The organism is Pseudomonas sp. 10S4 (assembly GCF_034344865.1).
Lineage (GTDB): Bacteria > Pseudomonadota > Gammaproteobacteria > Pseudomonadales > Pseudomonadaceae > Aquipseudomonas.
Map to the genome: position 1 here is coordinate 4,873,151 of NZ_CP133774.1, position 17,917 is coordinate 4,891,067.

The 17,917-nt window shown below is 52.3% G+C and carries 20 protein-coding genes and 1 pseudogene; 8 read left to right on the forward strand and 13 right to left on the reverse strand.

Annotated elements, in window-relative coordinates; translation table 11 throughout:
• Nucleotides 1-25: 25 nt before the first annotated feature.
• Together RHM58_RS22980 and RHM58_RS22985 are read right to left on the reverse strand one after the other, a co-directional pair.
• The gene (locus RHM58_RS22980; RefSeq protein ID WP_322268279.1) at nt 26-235 is read right to left on the reverse strand and encodes a hypothetical protein; all 210 of its coding nucleotides are present in this window, start codon (nt 233-235) and stop codon (nt 26-28) included.
• Between the two features lie 322 nt (nt 236-557).
• Nucleotides 558-755, reverse strand: coding sequence for a hypothetical protein (locus RHM58_RS22985; RefSeq protein ID WP_322268280.1), 198 nt, complete (start codon nt 753-755; stop codon nt 558-560).
• 287 nt (nt 756-1,042) lie between these two features.
• Between RHM58_RS22985 and RHM58_RS22990 the strand changes: the two genes are divergently transcribed.
• The 3 genes from RHM58_RS22990 to RHM58_RS23000 all read left to right on the forward strand — a co-directional run bounded on the left by RHM58_RS22990 (nt 1,043) and on the right by RHM58_RS23000 (nt 1,832).
• The gene (locus RHM58_RS22990) at nt 1,043-1,228 is read left to right on the forward strand and encodes a hypothetical protein (RefSeq protein ID WP_322268281.1); all 186 of its coding nucleotides are present in this window, start codon (nt 1,043-1,045) and stop codon (nt 1,226-1,228) included.
• Between the two features lie 67 nt (nt 1,229-1,295).
• A complete protein-coding gene (locus tag RHM58_RS22995; RefSeq protein WP_201196426.1) occupies nt 1,296-1,487 on the forward strand; it encodes a hypothetical protein in 192 nt (63 codons plus the stop codon).
• Nucleotides 1,488-1,547: 60 nt separating this feature from the next.
• Nucleotides 1,548-1,832 (forward strand): hypothetical protein, encoded by a 285-nt coding sequence (locus tag RHM58_RS23000; protein ID WP_322268282.1) that lies wholly within the window; start codon nt 1,548-1,550, stop codon nt 1,830-1,832.
• A 39-nt stretch (nt 1,833-1,871) separates the two neighbouring features.
• On the opposite strand, the gene RHM58_RS23005 is transcribed toward RHM58_RS23000, so the two are convergent.
• On the reverse strand, nt 1,872-2,552 hold the full coding sequence (locus RHM58_RS23005) for an SOS response-associated peptidase family protein (protein ID WP_201257236.1): 681 nt from the start codon (nt 2,550-2,552) through the stop codon (nt 1,872-1,874).
• A gap of 312 nt (nt 2,553-2,864) precedes the next feature.
• Here RHM58_RS23005 and RHM58_RS34085 point away from each other — a divergent pair, with 312 nt between their 5' ends.
• Nucleotides 2,865-2,948: a YceK/YidQ family lipoprotein gene (locus tag RHM58_RS34085; RefSeq protein ID WP_323571126.1), complete on the forward strand. Its 84-nt coding sequence runs from the start codon at nt 2,865-2,867 to the stop codon at nt 2,946-2,948.
• A 128-nt stretch (nt 2,949-3,076) separates the two neighbouring features.
• Nucleotides 3,077-3,313: a YceK/YidQ family lipoprotein gene (locus RHM58_RS23010; RefSeq protein WP_322268283.1), complete on the forward strand. Its 237-nt coding sequence runs from the start codon at nt 3,077-3,079 to the stop codon at nt 3,311-3,313.
• Between the two features lie 1,546 nt (nt 3,314-4,859).
• On the opposite strand, the gene RHM58_RS23015 is transcribed toward RHM58_RS23010, so the two are convergent.
• The 4 genes from RHM58_RS23015 to RHM58_RS23030 all read right to left on the reverse strand — a co-directional run bounded on the left by RHM58_RS23015 (nt 4,860) and on the right by RHM58_RS23030 (nt 9,502).
• On the reverse strand, nt 4,860-5,123 hold the full coding sequence (locus tag RHM58_RS23015) for a hypothetical protein (RefSeq protein ID WP_322268284.1): 264 nt from the start codon (nt 5,121-5,123) through the stop codon (nt 4,860-4,862).
• A 610-nt stretch (nt 5,124-5,733) separates the two neighbouring features.
• Complete coding sequence (locus tag RHM58_RS23020) at nt 5,734-6,408, reverse strand: polysaccharide lyase family 7 protein (RefSeq protein ID WP_322268285.1); 675 nt, start codon at nt 6,406-6,408, stop codon at nt 5,734-5,736.
• A gap of 234 nt (nt 6,409-6,642) precedes the next feature.
• Nucleotides 6,643-8,190: a sensor domain-containing diguanylate cyclase gene (locus RHM58_RS23025; protein ID WP_322268286.1), complete on the reverse strand. Its 1,548-nt coding sequence runs from the start codon at nt 8,188-8,190 to the stop codon at nt 6,643-6,645.
• Between the two features lie 547 nt (nt 8,191-8,737).
• Nucleotides 8,738-9,502, reverse strand: coding sequence for an SDR family oxidoreductase (locus RHM58_RS23030; RefSeq protein WP_322268287.1), 765 nt, complete (start codon nt 9,500-9,502; stop codon nt 8,738-8,740).
• Nucleotides 9,503-9,599: 97 nt separating this feature from the next.
• Between RHM58_RS23030 and RHM58_RS23035 the strand changes: the two genes are divergently transcribed.
• Nucleotides 9,600-10,541 (forward strand): LysR family transcriptional regulator, encoded by a 942-nt coding sequence (locus RHM58_RS23035; RefSeq protein ID WP_322270885.1) that lies wholly within the window; start codon nt 9,600-9,602, stop codon nt 10,539-10,541.
• Nucleotides 10,542-10,663: 122 nt separating this feature from the next.
• Here the strand turns inward: RHM58_RS23035 and RHM58_RS23040 are convergent.
• Nucleotides 10,664-10,738 (reverse strand): annotated as a pseudogene (locus tag RHM58_RS23040) (GFA family protein); the annotation flags it as partial.
• Between the two features lie 117 nt (nt 10,739-10,855).
• Nucleotides 10,856-11,518, reverse strand: coding sequence for an NADPH-dependent F420 reductase (locus tag RHM58_RS23045; RefSeq protein WP_322268289.1), 663 nt, complete (start codon nt 11,516-11,518; stop codon nt 10,856-10,858).
• A 102-nt stretch (nt 11,519-11,620) separates the two neighbouring features.
• Here RHM58_RS23045 and RHM58_RS23050 point away from each other — a divergent pair, with 102 nt between their 5' ends.
• Both RHM58_RS23050 and RHM58_RS23055 read left to right on the forward strand, forming a co-directional pair.
• A complete protein-coding gene (locus RHM58_RS23050) occupies nt 11,621-12,514 on the forward strand; it encodes a LysR family transcriptional regulator (RefSeq protein ID WP_322270886.1) in 894 nt (297 codons plus the stop codon).
• Between the two features lie 416 nt (nt 12,515-12,930).
• A complete protein-coding gene (locus RHM58_RS23055; RefSeq protein WP_322268290.1) occupies nt 12,931-13,383 on the forward strand; it encodes a hypothetical protein in 453 nt (150 codons plus the stop codon).
• Nucleotides 13,384-13,732: 349 nt separating this feature from the next.
• Here RHM58_RS23055 and RHM58_RS23060 read toward each other — a convergent pair whose 3' ends face one another.
• The 4 genes from RHM58_RS23060 to RHM58_RS23075 form a co-directional block, all read right to left on the reverse strand.
• On the reverse strand, nt 13,733-14,020 hold the full coding sequence (locus RHM58_RS23060; protein ID WP_322268291.1) for a hypothetical protein: 288 nt from the start codon (nt 14,018-14,020) through the stop codon (nt 13,733-13,735).
• 46 nt (nt 14,021-14,066) lie between these two features.
• Nucleotides 14,067-14,891 (reverse strand): hypothetical protein, encoded by an 825-nt coding sequence (locus RHM58_RS23065; protein WP_322268292.1) that lies wholly within the window; start codon nt 14,889-14,891, stop codon nt 14,067-14,069.
• 852 nt (nt 14,892-15,743) lie between these two features.
• Nucleotides 15,744-16,106: a hypothetical protein gene (locus tag RHM58_RS23070; protein WP_322268293.1), complete on the reverse strand. Its 363-nt coding sequence runs from the start codon at nt 16,104-16,106 to the stop codon at nt 15,744-15,746.
• Nucleotides 16,107-16,185: 79 nt separating this feature from the next.
• Nucleotides 16,186-17,364 carry a hypothetical protein gene (locus RHM58_RS23075; protein ID WP_322268294.1) on the reverse strand — a complete coding sequence of 393 codons (1,179 nt, stop codon included), beginning with the start codon at nt 17,362-17,364 and terminating at the stop codon, nt 16,186-16,188.
• Nucleotides 17,365-17,917 lie beyond the last annotated feature (553 nt).

Genomic DNA, 17,917 nt, shown 5'->3' on the forward strand with positions numbered 1-17,917 from the left:
GCAGCGAATCGGTGATGAGCGTCAGTTATCGATGGTTGTCGCTTTTGGCCGGGTCTGCGTTGCGCCGATCCGGGCCAGCGGGGTTGCCAGTGTCCACCAGTCTTCTCTCGACCAGCACATTCTGCAGCGCCTGGCGGGCCACCGGGTCCAACTGATGTTCACGTTCCTTGAGTTCAAGCAGGATGGGACTGGACCAAGTGCGATAGGTTTTTTCGGCGGTTCGAACGGGTGTCATCTATCTCTCCTTGATAAGGCGCTAGCGATGAAGCAGCGGCTGATTGATGAGGTAGAAACGTTAGTTGAGGAACGGGGTTGTTGCCAGTCGACTATCTGCCCCTGGCATAGTGATGGAGTCCTTATTGTTGATCCTTTGCCCGGCGTCATGTCCACGCTCACGGAAGATGCCGCGGCCACTCTGCAGAAAAAACTGACGCTCAGGGTCTCGGCGGCACTCCTTCAAAACTTTCAGTCATCAGGGATCTGTACAACGTAGAGGGAGCGCTTGCCGCACGCCTCATTAATACGAGTAATGAGGCGTGAGAGAAGTGGGTGTCAGATCAGGCGCAGGCCTGGCCGACGTGGTTGTCTTGTGCCCCGGCGATGAGGTGCAGTGGTATGTGCGGTGGCGCATCCAGTGAGGGAACCTCGATATTGCCCACTATTTGCACGTGTCGCTCAGTCAGCGCGGTCGACTCTTCTTCCTTTGCCTTAGCCATTCTCGCGTGGTTCATTGCGATTTCGTTGAGAGTTGACACGTTACATCTCCCGGTGACTGACCAAGCGTATCGCTGGAGTCCTTAAGCGTTGATTTGATTGCAGTCGCGTCAGAATTACGTCGCTCTGGGGCTGCTAGGACCGGGCAATGCAATCCCTAAGCCAGATGGCGTCAGGTATTGGGCACCATGCTTTTATGGGCGACGAATGGTGCCGGGTCAACGTGCACCGACCGTCAGACCGCCTGAATTATCGATACTGGCCCCACTCCATAGGGTGAGGAGCAATTGTTCCTCGATGGCGGTGAACTCCGGCCAGAGGCAAGTTAATGACATCATTCGAAGACTTCCGCATCAAATCGCAAGCGCTTTTGATCGAGTTGGATGCCGCGACTATGGGAATGATGACGCTAGTGACATCTAAATGTGTTTCCGGACCGGAATGGGACGCTGCGACCAAAAGACAACACGATGCCTATGAACGCTGGAACGCTTTCCTCAATATTCCTGGCTAGCCGGCAACGCGGTTTGTTTGCGATTCGGGCGTAAAATGGCAATGCACTTCATCAAGAGGAGCAGCACATGGACGCCGACCAAGTGAATAAGCAAGCGACGGAGCAACGAGTTTGGGATCGATACTTCTGCGCCGCATTGATTGCGGAAAGCAATCTGACGGCACCGGTGGTAGGAGAAGCCACTCACCAAGACCGGCAGAACCTGTTGGTTGAACGGGCCAAAGCGCTCGCCGACAAAATGATGGCAAACCGAAAATAAACAGAGCCCAGCCATCGCGCTGGGCTTTGCACATCTGGCCGGTACCGATGATCGGATGTTGTGAATCATTCACCTTATTCGCGCTCAATGATGCTGAAGTATTTACTTCTCGGTGACGGTAGCGTCAATGGGGTTAAGGCAATGACATCAGTCGACGATTTCAGGATCAAATCGCATGCGCTGCTGGCGGATCTCGATGCTGCAACAACGGAAATGATGGAGCTGATTTCATCCCGCTCTGTGTCAGGGCCGGCATGGGAGGACGCCGTCAAGCGCCAGCACGACGCCTATGAGCACTGGAATGCTTTTATTAATAGTCGTGATGGGCGTGATCCGCCTGATTGACCACTCTGCGGTGCCATTGAGGAGTCCATCGAGAATGCCTCACCGCGCTGCCACGATCAGTTCAGGCCCCTGATTGTGCACATTGCCAACGGCCATATCGACCTTGAACCATTCGAAGCCTTCGCAAGGCTCGGCCTGTAGAAGTGCCATCTGCTCAGCACGCTCCTTGGGCGTGGCCGGGTTCAGCCATTCCCGGGCCAGTTGCGCTGAAAGCGTCACGGGTTGGCGGTCGTGGACGTCCACCATACCGCCAGCGCTGTCGGCGGTGATGATGACGAACCCGTCATGTTCATCCGGTTCATGTTCGTACCTTGGGTACTGACCAATCGCTGCGCAGAGGATCGGCGCGCGATCCTTGCGGCGGATCAGGTAGGGCTGTTTCTTCGGGCCACCCTCATAGACCCACTCAAACCAATTGTCGATCGCGATGATCGCGCGATGCGGCCAGATCGTTTTGAAGAATGGGCCATGGGCGACTTTCTCGACCCGGGCGTTGATCGGCGTGGTGTGGTCCTTCGACCAATGAGGTCGCCATCCCCAGCGCACCCTGTCGGCGTGCAGCACATCGCCTTCCTGGTGGAAGAGGGCGAGTTGAGTGGTCGGCGCGGCGTTGTAGTATTCCAGCGGCAGGTCGCCGACGGTATTGATCAGGGCGTTGGGAATACTCAGGGCAGCTACGAAGTCGTGAATGCCTCGGTACTGGGAAAGTCGTCCGCACATGATCGGATCCTCCGCCTGTACCTTCAGCGTAGACCAGTGCTTGGGTGGTTATTATGAAGTTGGGCCGGCACGATTGTTTCGACTCAGGCATCTATCAGTGGGAGTGCATGCGGCGGGCCCTGGGTCGGTGACTAACTTTTCGCGATAGCGTCTATGACGCAGGCAATGGAAAAGTAATAAGGAAATTACGTGCTACGCAAGCTCATATTGATATTGGCCATTTCACAATTGAGTGGCTGTGCCTGGATTGCTGCCAATTCCTACGGGTCCATTTCCTGTTTTAACGGAACGGAATTCGAGTTCAAAGAGATGATGCCTTTAGTGGGGCCGTTCATCATTCTCGACCTTCCCTTTACGTTGCTGGCAGACACGCTATCGGTTCCTGCTTGCTTGTAACCGCCTGCCAATCGCTGCCTTCATGTGAATACCCAGGCCCGCGCCAGGCGACGGCTTGGGTTTGTTGTATCAACAGAGCATTGTCGCGACGGGACTCCGCTCGCGGATGAAAGTAATAAGGACGTTACGTGTTTCGGAACGTGATTTTGTTGGCCATGTTCGCCTGTTTAACTGGGTGCATGGCGGTAGCGATGAGAATGGACTACGAGCACCCATGCCCCTATACGGGTGTGCGTTTTGACTGGTGGTTAGTCGGCACATCCCACGGAAAACTAATCCCCTTTTTACTCATTGATGCGCCGTTTTCGTTGGTGGTCGATACGGTATTTTTTCCCTTCGAGTATCAGTACAGCTGCAACATTTAATTTGATGCCGGCGTTCGTTCGCATCGCGATGTGATCTACGCGGGGTGCTACCCCTGGCTTTGCCTGTGGGTCGACGCCAGAGCGTTCGTACAGAGGAAAAGTAAATTTGAGGGGGCGGGCGGGTTTTTGTTTTCATATTTCAGTTGAGGACTATTGGTCCTGTTTTCAAGAACGAGCGTATGTTTCGTATTCCTAAGGATAGTGTGGTGGCATTTTTGGAAGGTCTTCCGGAGCAAGCAGTCATCCAACTGCTTTAGTTTATAGGTGGTGCTGGGTTTGGATTGTCCGTACGGGTACTTTAGGTAATTGTTGATGGTGACGTTTCGTGATATCTCAACGAGGGCGCGACACGCAGCATCCACTAAAGAACGGGTATTGAAATCGACCAGCGCTGATACAGCAGAGCTGCTGCTCAGTGCGTTGAGCGACTGCTATAGTCGCTTCCTTTCAGGATGAGGAAGAATTATGCGACCGCTGATGGGGGCGCTGGCTTCAGCATTGTTGGCTGGGTGTTCAAGTGTTGGAGATATCAGGCAAACACCACCGGTGCTCGATTTGGTATCTACTCGCACGCCTAAGGTTGTGGCTGAGTGCATCCGTGATGGATGGCAAAGCACGCAGTTAATTGGCGGGAGTATTGGAGGCCTTTTACAGACGTCAGGTGATCGCTATACGGTCCTGGCACCAAATGCTGAAATGCCCTGGCATTTGGTTGATATCGACCCAACACTCACCGGATCCGTTGTTCGTTATCGATTCTTTCGCACATGGCAATCTCCCTCCGATCGAATATCCGGCGTCGTAAAAATTTGTGTGAGATGAAAATGCTATCTCGAATTTGGCACGCTGAAATACAGCATCAAAAATTTATGGAAGAGGACGAGTCATGCGGATTTTGATAGGGGCGGTGGCGTTGACTCTACTTAGTATCGCGGGGTGTTCCACCTCACCCGTTTCAGCTGAAAATGCAGCGTCAGTACCGGCGTCGAGGCTTTTCGCGTTTTCTGAAAAGAATGAATCTCAGCTTGTGGTAACGAGAGATGAGGGCATTGTCGGGTCTGAAATTCGTTTCATTTTGCATATTGATGGAATGCCGGCAGCTGAGTTTCATCCGGGTGAGGTAGCCCGATTTGGCCTTACTCCGGGCAGGCATGTCCTCGGGTTGAGTACTTGGGTAATGTTTGGGACATCTTCCGTCGCTGAATCCGAGATTGAATTAAAAACTGGCGAGTCTGTTCGGCGGAGGATTTCAATGAGTAGCGGGGATTTTTACTTGACTCCCACAGCCTACTAAAAATTCATAACGCCCGCTTCGGCGGGTTTTTTATTGCCGGAGATCGGACAAGCCAAAGATTCCCACCGAAGCGCCCGTTCGGATACACAGCAATTGGGTGCGATAGTCGGGCGAAGGTTGGGTGACGAGTTGCAGGGTTTGGGGGCGTACGGTCGGCAGGACGCCAGGAAAGAGGCGAGTGTTTCGGAACTACGTTGACGGGGTAGGGGGCTGCGTCCTACTGGATTAGGTCCGCAACCCGAAACGTCAATCTTATTTTTGCCAGTTATCAATGAGCCATTTGAGTATTTCAGCCCGCTTTTGAACGGAGCCAGGCAGCTTGGTTTTAATCAGGCGCTCGGCGTTCAGAGCTTGATCTTTGTCTGCGCAGATACTGTTAAGGAAGCGCAGTACCTCATAGCCTTCGTCCCGGTCTACTTCGTCTCGATCCAGTTTGCCGGTGTAATTCCGGTTGTCCCCCGAATCTGCCGACCAAGTGTACTTGTAGGCGAGTTGGCTCTTCGTGATTGCAGACATGTTCTCTCCCTTGAGGTAATGGCTAGATGCCTCTAGCCCAACAAGGTTGTAATAAATCCAGACAGTTTTGCAATAGTAATTTTTTGGTCATGCGTTTCAGTCCGCGTAAAACCTGCTTCAGAAGCCGCAAGTTATTTGATTTTGGAATGAAGAAAAGGCAGCCAGGAGGTTTGAGCCGCGAGGCCTGTAAAAAGCCCAAGCGCCAATGGCACGGGGATATATCTCATGTTGACCTGCGTCTTTTCCTGGCAGATTCGTGCGCCTCAACCCAGTTCGATAGTTCCAGGATGGCAGCCTCAAGGGTGAGTTGTTTTTTCGTGGATCTCGCAACGGGGAAGCGAGTAGCGCTGATTTCACCAAACGCCAGAAACGAAAAAGCCCTGACTAGTCAGGGCTCTAACGTATTCAAACTTTCTTCCAGACCGAAAACGCACCATTGTCGAAGACGAACGACTGGCAGACATCGGCGGAAATGCCGATGTCATCCTGGCACAGACGTCATCCCTGTCGTCTTCCAGCGCCACAGTTTCGGCGGCGTAGGGCCTAAGCATATCCATCGCGTTTTTTCGACCTGATGTGGCAGGCCGCCAGTAAATAGCCGGAGCACAGATTAGACGTGGCTCACGGACAGTTGGCTGACAATACAAATCGAGCCGTCGCTTGGTGAGGTGGCATCGGTGTAGTCAATTTGATTGTAAATACCTCCATGGAAATCGAAAGATTTGGATATCCAGGAACTGCCTAGTTGCAAAATTGGGGAGGATGCGGACTTGCCGCCCACGCTGGCACTCACAACAACGGCGCCAGCAGACGTGCTATGGATGCTCACCTGATACTTCGCACCTAACGCAACGTTGCCAAGCAGAAGTTTAGGCGTTGGGTCCGCGCCGCTGTAGTTCTTTCGAAACGCGTAAGTGAGCGAGCCTTTCTCCCAAAACACCTTGATCGCCGGATCTACACTGTCTTGAACGTGCATCTGTGAAACCACGACCTTTTGGGCAGAGTTGACCTTCACCAGTGTCATCTCTTGCTGGTTCCAATGGTCGGCAGCGCTAATCAGAGTCCAGTAATTCGACTCTTTCCATTCGCAGCGCGTTCGATGCGTACTCTTGCTTGATGCTCCCTTGGTGGGGGCTGTGAGCTGAATAGATCCATCTGCCAGCCGGATGATTACGGTAGGGCACTCTTCCAGAGCTTTATCGCCGTTTAACTCAAGCGCTACCGGGTTAGTACCTGACGTCGGCAACGGGGTAGCAATGTCGAAGTTACTGATATCTACAGTCATGATTGTCATCCTTGTCATGAGAAGTGTTTTTCAAATTAGGGATAGGCAGTTTGATGCAGGTGAGCGGATATAGGCGGCAGTTACGTTCGCAAAAGCGACGGCCTCTCAAGCTTAAATTTTTAAAGCTGTAAAGGGTAGATGTCGAGCCTTTGGGGGGCGCGGAAAAGTTTATTCAACTGAGGCTATAGGCATTCTTGAATGCTCTAGCATTAGTTGAATTTTTCTGTTGAGTCATTAATTGGAGATAACAGTCCGGTTTCTCCCGCTGGATTTGGCGATGTAGAGCGCTTTATCAGCAATGTCTACCAGGTTTTCAGATGTCCCGGTCTTTGAGGCGGACAATGCGCCGATGCCAACACTGATGGTCACTACTCCAATAGGAGACTCACTATGATTGATTGCACTTTGCTCTAATTCGATTCGGATTTTTTCGGCTATCAGGAAAGCTCCAACATAGTCTGTGCCTGGAAGAACGATGGCGAATTCTTCTCCTCCGTACCTTGCAGCAAGATCGTCTGTCCGGGTTACATGCCTTTTTATTATCGCGCTCACGGTCTTCAGGCATTCATCCCCTTGTACATGGCCGTAATGGTCGTTGTACTTTTTGAAGAAGTCGACATCGATCATGATTAAGGCTGTGTCATCTGATTTTCTTTTTGTCCTGCCGATTTCTGCTTCAATGAAAAAGTCAAATTGCCGGCGATTGAACAGGCCCGTTAATCCGTCTTCTAGAGCAAGTACGCCGAGGGCCTTGTTTGCTTCTATGTAGATTTTCTGAGAGAGTTGTAGTTCTTTTTGTGCCTGGATTTGCTGGCTCATCAGTTTGATGAGTCGATATCCAAGAAGGCTCAGTATCACTAACAATATGGATGATATAAGCAGGCTGGCGAGTGATTCGCTACGCCAGTCAGCAAGTATTTCGCTTTTATCAAATGCAGCGATAATTACAAGGGGGTATCCATCAATGCGTCGAAAACTGATGACCCGCTCTACGCCATCGATAAATGATTTGATTGTTGCGGTGCCCGAATTAATCGCGGGGGTTAGTAGGGCAAATGCTTGTCCGCTTGACATGTCTGTGCCGACGTCAGCGTCACGAAATGGTTTGCGTACTACAATTCGCCCGGTTGAGGATGCAAGGTTGATAATGCCATTGTTTCCTATGTCTATGTCATCGTAAAGGCTGAGGAAGTATTTCAGATAAACTGTGGCTATCGTTACACCAGCAAAGCTACCGTCGGGATGATTGATTCGCCGCGATACCGTCATGATCCATTCGTTTGTTGAGCGGCTAAGTATAGCTGGGCCAATAAAAGTGGTCGGGTCGGTGTGGTCGCGATGGTAAATAAAGTAGTCGCGATCTGAGTTGTTTGCGCCAGCTGGGATTATGCCGTTTGAGTTAAGCAGCCAGCGACCCTGTTCGTCATAAATAAAGAAGCCATGTATTTGAGGCAGGTGTTTTTGTTGTATTTTTAGAATCTCACCTAAGTTTTTTAAATTCTCCGGGCTGGTACCTTCAGCTTCCAGCCGCTCCTTAACCCCTAAAATCACTGTGTCGGCTTGAGTGAGCGTAGCTGCGATACTGGATGACAATGTCTTGGAAAGGTTTGACATCTCGGTTTCTTTGTCGTGCAAGTGGTACTCCAGGGAGTTAAAGACCCCCCAGATGCTTATTGCTATCAATGAGATACACACTGCTGCGATGAAGAGAACGACGTGACCGACTTTTAGCTTGGCATTAGCCCATTCGACGTCAAAGATTGAGGCCATTTTGGTTAACATAAAACCCCTTCCATGTGGCTCTTATCGTGGTGTTAAACGTGTTCGATTTTTCTAAGATGGATTTCTTTTCAAAATGGTGCAAGTGGCATAGTAGCGCGACTTTGGATTTGTAGATCCGAACGATTGCTTTTGGCCGTTTGCCGCCAGTCACGAAGGGCTTTAATCGCCCAATTGCGGACCTTCTGCCGCCCTCAAAAAATATCGCGGCTAAAGCCCCTGCCACAAGGAACTACGATCCTATGTAGGAGGGCTTTCGCCGCGAGCTTTTGATCTTAAGCAATGGAGAAAACAGGCCGCTTCTGGCCGAGGCTGTGTAAAAACGTTTTTGAGCGCGACAGGTACTCAAAACCGGACTGAAAATCGCGCTCCTACGCGAAATCCACATCTGCTGACGTGCCGATAAATTTCAGATTTAACGTAGACGCGCACACTTCAATTTTGGCGAAGCGTTTTTACACACTCTGGGCCGGAAGCAATCCTAAACCGCAACGTATCCAGCGCAGTCATGGCGCTGTTCCTGAAATGGACTCAGTGCGAGTCAGGTCACTCAGACCAGCCGAGCGCCGCCGTCGATGTTTAGCGTGGCGCCGTTCATAAAGGTGTTGGTCATCAGGAAAACGGTAGCGGCGCCTGCTTCAGCGGCGGTACCGATGCGATGCACCGGCAGCACTTGCTCCCATGCGCTCACGTACGCATCGCGCCCCTTGCCCAGGGCTTTGCTAAAAATGGGGGTGTCGATCGGGCCTGGGGACAGGGTGTTCACACGGATGGGCGCCAGCTCCAGGGCCAGGCCACGTGCCAGCGCTTCCATTGCCGCCGATGCAGCGGCGATCACGGCGGTGCCATGGGCGTTGGGCCGGTCGGCCAAACAGCCAGAGATAAAGACGATGGAGCCGTCCTTGGACAACCGATTTCCCAACGCGCGGATGGCGTGCAACGAAGCCCATATACGCTCTTCGAATGCCCGACGCAGGTATGCGATTTCAGCGTCCAGCACCTTGCCCGCCACAAATGTGCCGGCGAGTAGAACCAGATGATCCACGTGAGGAATGTCCGCCAAGGCAGCGTAGACGGCATCGCCGTTGGTGACATCAGCGGCGCGCCAGCCGGCGAGCCTGTGTTCTGTCGCCGCTTGCTCGGCGCGCTCGGCATTGGAACCGATCACGGTCACCGATGCCCCGGCGGCTTTGGCTTGAATCGCGGCGGCTAAACCGATGCCGGATGTGCCGCCGAAAATCACCACCGTGCGGCCTTCCAGATGAGAGGGTAGCTGTTGGGTAAATGCGGTTTGTATGGTGGTGGAATGGCTCATGGTCGATCTCCTTGACTGCCTGAATGGCGTCGTTGGGCAAAGACTAAAGATTCGAGCCAACATTGATAATCAGGCCATAAATCGCTTTACTAGTGCCATGAAGGAACAAATAGGGTTGGACCGCCTTACCGGTCTTATTGCCTTTGCCCGCGCTGCCTCTTTAGGCAGCTACACCGCTGCAGCCCGCGATTTATCCGTGTCGCCGTCCGCTATCAGTAAAAGCGTGCAACGCCTTGAGCAACATTTCGAGCTACGTTTATTCAGCCGCACCACCCGCTCGTTGACCCTGACACCTGAAGGCCGGGATCTTTACGAACGGGCGCTACGAATTCTGCGTGAAGTAGAGGACATCGAGCAGGCCGCAGTGGCCTCGCGCGCTGAGCCCTCCGGCACCTTGAAAGTGACCGCTTCGCCGCCTATCGGGCTGAACATATTGGCGCCGGCGATTCCCAGGTTTCGCGAGCGCTACCCCAAGCTCGCCATCGACCTGCGCTTGGGCGATCAGTTTGTGGACATCGTTGCGCAAGGCATCGATGTGGCTGTGCGCGTGGGCAACCTGGCCGATTCGCGGCTTATCTCCCGCACGCTGGGGCCGCATCGAATCTGCGCTTTCGCCTCTCCAGCCTATTTAGCCAAACGCGGCACGCCCCTGGAACTCAGCGACCTGGTCGACCATGACTGCGTGAATTTTCGCTACCAGAGCTCGGGCCAAGCGCTACGTTGGCCATTCAACGTGGGGGACCAAATGGTGGAGATAGCGCCCGACGCATCCATCGTCATTGACGCCAGCGATGCGGTTGCCGCAGTGCTTGCAGCTGGCGGTGGCATTGGCATTTCACCCACCTATGTCGCCGCGCCCTATGTCGCACGGGGAGAACTGAAGCCGCTATTTCCACAGTTCGCTGTCGACCGTTCCTCCATCACGGCCTTGTGGCCAGAGAGCCGCCGAGGCAGCCCGAATGTGAAGGCGTTTGTGGGTTTCCTGAACGAGCTATTTCCCAGCCCTACCGCGTGGGACGAGATCGTAGCGAAGGCGTAGTGCCAGGTTTCTTTCTGAACCAAAGCTGGACGTCCGCTTTTTGCCGTTTGCAACCAGTCTCGAACGGCTGCAATCGAGTGTGGATTCAACCGGTCATACGTGACAGGTTGAAACGACCGAAAGCCGACCCGGTAGGGTAGGCCTGCTGCCATAAGTCGCACGTTGCCGCACAGGCAACCGCCGGTGAATCGGTCCATGCTGCGTCTCGTCTGGCCGAACTCTGCCTGCTACGGCTGGCCGAAATCCACAACCCGAAGCTGACATTGTCCTCCGTCAGCTCCAAGTCTTCTCTCGATCCAGTGGGTGCGGACAATTCAGCGGCGCCACGATCCGTCGGGCAATTCGACCTGCCGTTGGGCCGCAGCCAAGGCAACCTTCAGCCCCTCTTTATCCAGTGGTATGCAGTAAGCGGGTTTAGCCCGTTCGAATCGCCAGCTATCATCAAGGCTGCCAGCATCAACGGCGTCGAATCCAATCTCGTCCAGCAATCTGATAACCAGGGCTTTGGCGGCCGGATCATCAGCAGCGATCGGAAGTGCGCGTCGGTCGGGCGCCGCTGCGGGGCGTGCGTCCGGCACCAAATCCCGGGCAAGAATGGCATTGAACACCTTGACCACATTGGCCTGGGGCAGATGCTCGGCGAGCAGGCGGCTGGTGGTGGTTTCGAAGCGGTCGAGGGCGGCGATAGGGTCGTCGCGTTGCGGGTAGTAGTTGTTGGCATCCAGCACGGTTTTGCCCTCCAGCCACTGCGCCGGCACACTTCGGTAATGCGCCAGGGGAATGGCCACCAGCACCACGTCGCCAAATTGTGCGGCGTCCTCGATAGTGCCGACCTGACTGCCGGGAATGTCAGTGAGTATGCTACTCATCGTCTGTGGGCCGCGTGAGTTGCTGAGCATCGCCTCGTGTCCCGCTGCGATGACCAATTGCGCCACCGCACGTCCGATGAAGCCAGCTCCAATAATGCCGATTCGCATGTCTTTGCTCCTTGATTGGTAGGAAGAGTCCATGATGATTGCCAACCACTGGCAGATAAATAATCATCGGGTACTTAGTCTCGTTACCAGGAGTGTTGAATGATGGATCGTCTGACGAGCATGAGTGCTTTCGTGATGGCGGCGGAATCAGGCTCCTATGCCCGCGCCGCCGAGCGATTGGGTCTGTCGCCGCAGATGGTGGCCAAACATGTTGCCGCTCTTGAGCACCGGCTAGGGGCGCGGCTACTGAACCGTACTACTCGGCGCCAGAGCCTGACTGAACTGGGGACTGCTTACTACGAACGCTGTAAGCATATTTTGAGCGAAGCCGAGGCTGCCGACACCCTTGCCCAGATCATGAACGACACCCCTCGTGGCAAACTGAAAGTCAGTGCTCCCGTGACCTTCGGTTCCTATAGCCTCATGCCATTCGTGACGGATTTCTTGCGGCACCACCCTGAGGTAGAAATCGATCTGCATTTGACGGACCGCTTCGTCGATCTGGTGGAGGAGGGTTATGAGGTGGCTTTTCGGATCGGCCCCTTGGCCAACTCCAGTTTGACAGCCAGACCGTTGGCGCCTTATCGGTTGGTGGCCTGCGCAGCCCCGAACTATCTGATCGAGCGCGGAACGCCACAAACACCGGGTGATCTCGAAAACCATGAATGCTTAGGATATGCCTATTGGTCCCGCCCGGCTGACCGCGAATGGCAGTTTTGCAAAGGCTCCGTAGTTCATAAGGTACAAGTCGCCAGTCGTTTGCAGGTCAACGAGAGCAAAGCGCTGCTGACAGCAGCGCTTGACGGGTTTGGAGTTGTCCTTGGACCCGAGGACTTTCTTGAGCCGGCGCTGCGCAGCGGCGAGTTGGTGCGATTGTTAGCTGACTTCGAAGCTCCGAGCCGACAAATGCATTTGCTCTACACGGCAAATCGTCAAAGAACAGCCAAACTCCGACGATTTATCGATGCAGCGATCGCCCGCTTTGGTTCGCTTTGAGCAGACTTTTGAATTGCCTAAGCCGCATTAATCTGTGATTTATCTCGGTCGCAGACTTCTGCTTCATTTACTGCACTGACTGGTCGGGCAGAGTCCGCATCATGTCGATGCAGTCGCCGACCAGTATCTGGTGGGAAGGGGGCATGGGTTGCTTCGGGTAGGCCTCTACGGCTGGCGTATTGGCGTTTAATTTGGGAATGGTCTATTTTTTTGATGGCTGGCATTAAGCAAAATGCTTGGGCAAATTCATCAAGAATTCGCGTGTGGACATGGTGCTTGGCCGACCGGCATATGAGGCTAGGCACTGACGGAAACCGATCTATTTAATCTAGGCGTCTCGGCTTTTTAAAATTAAAACACTCGGTCTGTGTGCGGTTGGTGAATTGGAAGATTCTTGCAATTAAAATGGAGTTTCTATGAGATTAATAGGATTTCACGCTACTAGGTCTGGGCATAGGGCATCCTTAAAAGGCGGTCTAAGAGTTGTGCCAGGGGTTTGGGACCATGCCTCGGGAGGGGAATTAGGAAATGGTTTTTATGTAATAAAAACCTTTAAAAAGACACCGGCTGTTTATGCTTACGGATATGGAATTGCTGCTGCTGTTGTTCCTGCTGAGGGCGTTGACATATGGTCAGTATATTGTAGTAAGGAGTTGGCTGAAATGGATAGCTTTGCGGTTCCAGTGGCTCAGCAGTGGCTTAACATACCTGCAAGCTACTGTAATGATTATGATTGGCTGTCGAATTTTAGTGAAAATCCAGCTGTGCAGATTAAATTTAATCCTAAAGCTTATAGCTATCTAACGATTGAGCTTACACAGGTTTTAACTTTGCAGGAGGCTGATAATATAGTGTTTGGTCCCTCTTGATTTAAGTTTTTTATGATCTGGCCTGTTTAGATCATGGGTCATGATTACTTGTATGTGGTTCAAAGATTGCGCTGTTGGTCTCGTTTCTTTCCCGCTACCTCACAATTCTACTAATTCTGCGGCGGGATTCTTCCCTATGCTCCATCTCCTAATGGCAGCCGGCAGTGCGCTCTGACCTTCCTGCTGAGCCGCATCATGCCGCCTTCTCGCTTCGGGAGTTGACGGCGACGAGCACAGCGGAGGCGGTGGTTTTGAAAAAATAACCACTTATGGAAAATCTACATTGCAGGCGCCACCCTCCGTGACCGGATACGACAGTTAGTAAGCGACAAAGGCCTTTTACCTCGATTTACTGTGCCGCAGCTTGTACGGCGATGCTCATAACACCCCCTACAGCGGGTGTTACGACTAGATATTCAATAGTGATATTTGTAGCGTCCACTACAGAACAGCGCATGAAGCCAAGAGTTAATGTTTTTATCGTTAGTCCTGTCAGGGATGATTTAATATCTTGGCGTCTAGGCGTATAAAGCAGGCCATGGGGAATGATCATCGTTTTAATCCCCGCAGCGTCTGGGTCGCCTGCGATGGATGATTGTTCTTTGGAAAAATTAGTTGACTTGGTTCCACCGTTCAAGCCAGTTCCTTCGATATTGAAGCGGTCCGAATTAACTATTGGTGCATTACCTATTGTATATGCACCGGATGATGAGAGATATATCCAAGTTGATCCTATTTCTACCCCCGTGTGAGTCCACTGGAGTGGTGTATTCAAAACCTGCGACCACGGTGTTCGCAATCCAACCGCGGATTCTATTGCGGCTTGAGGTGACTTTTAGGCCGGTCTTGGTCCCACGAATAAATAGATCAGCAATGGCTGTGCCCACGCCACCGATAAAAACGCCATTGGAAAATGCAACAGCGGCAGAGTTATCGTAAATCTGCATGACGCCGATGCTGTTAAAGTCTCCTGTGATCTTGGCGATCCAAGCGTCTGGTGTGGCGGTAGATGATGCGGCGCGAGCGAGTCCTCGCCATACTCCAATCATGTTGCGAGAACCCGAAATCGTAACCATATCGCCACCTTGGCCGCCGAAGTACTGATTCAGATTTGAAATCAAACACGATCCGGCATTAATTTCTAATGAACCACCATCCACGGTGATCTGACCGAACGAACCATTAGTGCCGATATAGATGTTCTTACGTTTGCGACCGCTTGCACTGGTCCAGTTCATGTCACCCTGGAAGCAATGTAAAATTGTGCAGTAAGTGGGGGCCCCATTGTACGTCCCGTCGAGAACCTCACTGAAGTAGTTCCAGCCTTCATTTCGCATGCCAGTGATATTGTCCATGTGGACATTGTGCGGCCCGCGGTTTATCCAGCCATCTCCGTTGTTGTCGCGGACAATTAAATCGCGAACAAAGCCTTCCTCTTGATCGGCAATTGAAGCGTTGCTGGATACGTTCGTTGCATACTCAGTGTAAAGGCCGCCGCTGGCGCCCATCCGATAACAACGTGATCTATTATCGTGTAGGCGCCATAGAAGCAGCATGCTCGGCCGACACTGTTATGTTCTTTGTTGCCATTTACCTGAACATTTCTTAACCCAAACCAGGAGGGCACTCGATTATCTGTTGCGACTGGTAAGCCCGTGCCGGTCAAAACCGGAAAATTTTCTGAGGTTACAAAGTCTACGTTTGATCCCGTCTGTTGCAGTAGTATAGATACCAAGGGATTTTCACCTTGGATAATTACCCCTCTGGGAATTACCATTGTGCTGGCTACGTATGTTCGAGGCCCAAGAAGTACTGTTCCACCAAGTGAGCCGAGAGCAGCAACTGCTTTTGCCAAACCGTCTGTGTTGTCGACAAGTCCTGGCAGGCAGTAGTCGTCAGCGTGGACACTGTGCCGCGATGCTGACTCCACCACAGAAAGTACTGAGCTAGCGCTCCGAGGTACGAAAGGAATTTGGGGGGATCCTTGGTTGGAATCAATCAGGACTTTCTCAAGTGGAGTAGTTTCAGCTAGTTGAGTGGATTCGCCGATAGTCATATTTACCTCAAGTTATGTTGATCCCATATACATGGGTTTTTAAAGGCTTCATTCGCCTGAATGAAACCACGTTGGAGCTGAACCTTTTTAGGAGACTTCTTTTTGCGGTAGTTTTTCAGTGATTAACCGCCGAGAGCTTTACGGCAGTCGCCATTACCTCAAATGCCGCCTGGTGGAATGGTCAGCCAAATGCGGTGCCGCCGCTGTGTTGGGCTGGCGGGCTGCCTTCGGGTTTGCTGGCGATCTTGTGGGTGACGCGATGGAGAACGGGCATTGCGAATACCTCGGGTAGGCACCGCACGCCTCAGCTCTGCCAAACTCTCATTTCGAAACATCCGCGCCACGTTTTCGCATATCTGCACTTTGTGGCGTGGACTTCCATCGCTTGGAACGAGAGGGTCGGTCCGAGCGCATGAGCGCTCAAAGTCAGGTTCTGCACAGCCTCGTTCATTTCCTCGATGCCGTTCCAGGCCATCAGTTCGTCAAGCTTCTGCCGCGTGCCGAGCCGTACCGGTGCCGCAATTCCTTCTCGTCGTACTCGATCCGCTTCTCGGCGGCCTTCGCCGATCGCTATTGTCCAGTCTTGGCCATGGCCTGCCTCTTCGAGACCGCTGGCCGGCAGGTCCAGACAGGACTGTCGGCTTCGTTGGTTTACCCAGGTGTTCATCCGCCTCAAATCTGTCCACCCGGGGTGACGCGGCTTTCTCTGGCGATCAGTTCCATGCACTTGATCCGGATACCCTTGATTAAGTTAATACAGCTGCGGCTTTGAATATTGCTGTAGTACCAGCCAGTCCCGAAGTAGTGCACTTCCATCTGTCCGGCACACCGGCACCCACGGCAATGTTTTCGATGATGTGCCCTTGAGTGTAATAAAACCCGTCAGTAGGCACTGTAGAAGCAGAGTGAACAGATACAGACTGAAGCAAAAACTCAGAACCGGCTACGTAAGGTTGTATGCGCATAAAAGTGGCTATACCACCAGCGGGTATTGTAATGTCCCGACCTGTACCAGTAATTATATTACCACCAGAAGAATTTTTGAGAGTTACAGGGCCGGTAGTTGCTCGCAGCACTAAAATTTGTCCCGGTAACAAATTGCTGGATATGTGAGACAATCGTACAGAGCGATCAGGATTAGGTGCTATTGTCCCAAAACCATGTGATCCCATATCAATCTTGCCGTTAGTGTCCATAGCAGGCGATTTTTGTGGCAATGCAGGCAGTATGGTAAGTCCGGTAGCATCACTACGAAGGTAACCTCGCCAGTTGATACCATTGCATTCGTTGGCTCCAGAAGACGTATCGGAAATTAAGTGATCATAAGACCCCTCTACGACGTTACCCTGACCCCAATCAATCTGGCCTTTAGATCCTAAAGTAACAATATAACCTGTTCCAGGCGTACCGCCAGCCGTGGCACCAATACCTGCATTGGCAAAGCGGTTGTTAGAAAGACTAATATTCCCGTCACCTGTCATAGTCACTGCTTGTGCCAAGGTCTCATACCAGCAACCATCAGATGTAATATTACGTGCAGGACCATCGACCCAAAGACCCTTCTGCGATCCTTGAAATGAGAAACCATCACTAAAATTTATATTGTGGCCGGCTCGAGAGGCATTGCCTACACCAGAAACATCCGAAGTGCTTTCGCCATTGATACCTTCGTAAGCAGTTGTTGAAGGAGCAGGGTCAACAGCGATTTTGACCGAGTACAGTGCACGTGTTACGACGGAGGAACTAATGCTTTTACCTTGCCCGCCTCGCACTGAGATCTGGCCATGTTGCCCAGTAAACAGCCAAGGCTCACCGCCATCCTGAACCTCAACTTGAACATCAGAAAAGTCGATCCACTGGTGTGGTCGCTTCGAGTTGGCTTGGGTATAACCGCCACGAGACCAAATGCCTTTTTGAAGTTCCAAAAACACACATCCACTAGATTTGAGTGCCAGAAACCCCCCTCTACATAGCTAGCGTCGTACTGTGCATGGCAGTAGAAACCCCATTGATTTGGGTTGACCGCAGCTGTCCCATATACATAAGAGGGTGATCCGCAAAATGTAATACCACTGATGTGCGCACCCTGTACTACCCCTGGAGCCAGTTCCAGCATACCGTATGGCTTACCATTGGCAGGATCGAAAGGCAGAGCCGAGATGAAGGTATTACGAGAGCCCATGCCTTGAAGCGGCGTGCCACTGTAGTGAATGATTCGGGTAACCGGATAAACTCCGGCAGTAAAACTTACGCCGTAACCGCCATAGGCTACTTTGGCCATAGACTGAGCTTTAGCCTGTGCGCCCGCAATGGCCGGAGACCAATCCCATGTCGTAGGGTCTGACGGGTTAGGCTTATTGGTAATTAGATTGGTGAATTCCCAAACACTGATCCAGGTAGTACTTAATGAAGCAGCGACAGTGCCTGTGCTAGCAGAAGCCATAGGTGTTCTGCTCCAACTGACTAAAGCAGCGTCTT

Excerpts from the sequence above, each read along its gene's own strand:
- RHM58_RS23045 (WP_322268289.1), bottom strand. The coding sequence starts at position 11,518 with ATGCGAATCGGCATTATTGGAGCTGGCTTCATCGGACGTGCGGTGGCG.
- RHM58_RS22980 (WP_322268279.1), bottom strand. The coding sequence starts at position 235 with ATGACACCCGTTCGAACCGCCGAAAAAACCTATCGCACTTGGTCCAGT.
- RHM58_RS23005 (WP_201257236.1), bottom strand. The coding sequence starts at position 2,552 with ATGTGCGGACGACTTTCCCAGTACCGAGGCATTCACGACTTCGTAGCT.
- RHM58_RS23015 (WP_322268284.1), bottom strand. The coding sequence starts at position 5,123 with ATGTCTGCAATCACGAAGAGCCAACTCGCCTACAAGTACACTTGGTCG.
- RHM58_RS34085 (WP_323571126.1), top strand. The coding sequence starts at position 2,865 with ATGCCTTTAGTGGGGCCGTTCATCATTCTCGACCTTCCCTTTACGTTG.
- RHM58_RS23050 (WP_322270886.1), top strand. The coding sequence starts at position 11,621 with ATGGATCGTCTGACGAGCATGAGTGCTTTCGTGATGGCGGCGGAATCA.
- RHM58_RS23025 (WP_322268286.1), bottom strand. The coding sequence starts at position 8,190 with ATGTTAACCAAAATGGCCTCAATCTTTGACGTCGAATGGGCTAATGCC.
- RHM58_RS22995 (WP_201196426.1), top strand. The coding sequence starts at position 1,296 with ATGGACGCCGACCAAGTGAATAAGCAAGCGACGGAGCAACGAGTTTGG.
- RHM58_RS23030 (WP_322268287.1), bottom strand. The coding sequence starts at position 9,502 with ATGAGCCATTCCACCACCATACAAACCGCATTTACCCAACAGCTACCC.
- RHM58_RS23020 (WP_322268285.1), bottom strand. The coding sequence starts at position 6,408 with ATGACTGTAGATATCAGTAACTTCGACATTGCTACCCCGTTGCCGACG.
- RHM58_RS23055 (WP_322268290.1), top strand. The coding sequence starts at position 12,931 with ATGAGATTAATAGGATTTCACGCTACTAGGTCTGGGCATAGGGCATCC.
- RHM58_RS22990 (WP_322268281.1), top strand. The coding sequence starts at position 1,043 with ATGACATCATTCGAAGACTTCCGCATCAAATCGCAAGCGCTTTTGATC.
- RHM58_RS23035 (WP_322270885.1), top strand. The coding sequence starts at position 9,600 with ATGAAGGAACAAATAGGGTTGGACCGCCTTACCGGTCTTATTGCCTTT.
- RHM58_RS23065 (WP_322268292.1), bottom strand. The coding sequence starts at position 14,891 with ATGGGCGCCAGCGGCGGCCTTTACACTGAGTATGCAACGAACGTATCC.
- RHM58_RS23070 (WP_322268293.1), bottom strand. The coding sequence starts at position 16,106 with ATGAACACCTGGGTAAACCAACGAAGCCGACAGTCCTGTCTGGACCTG.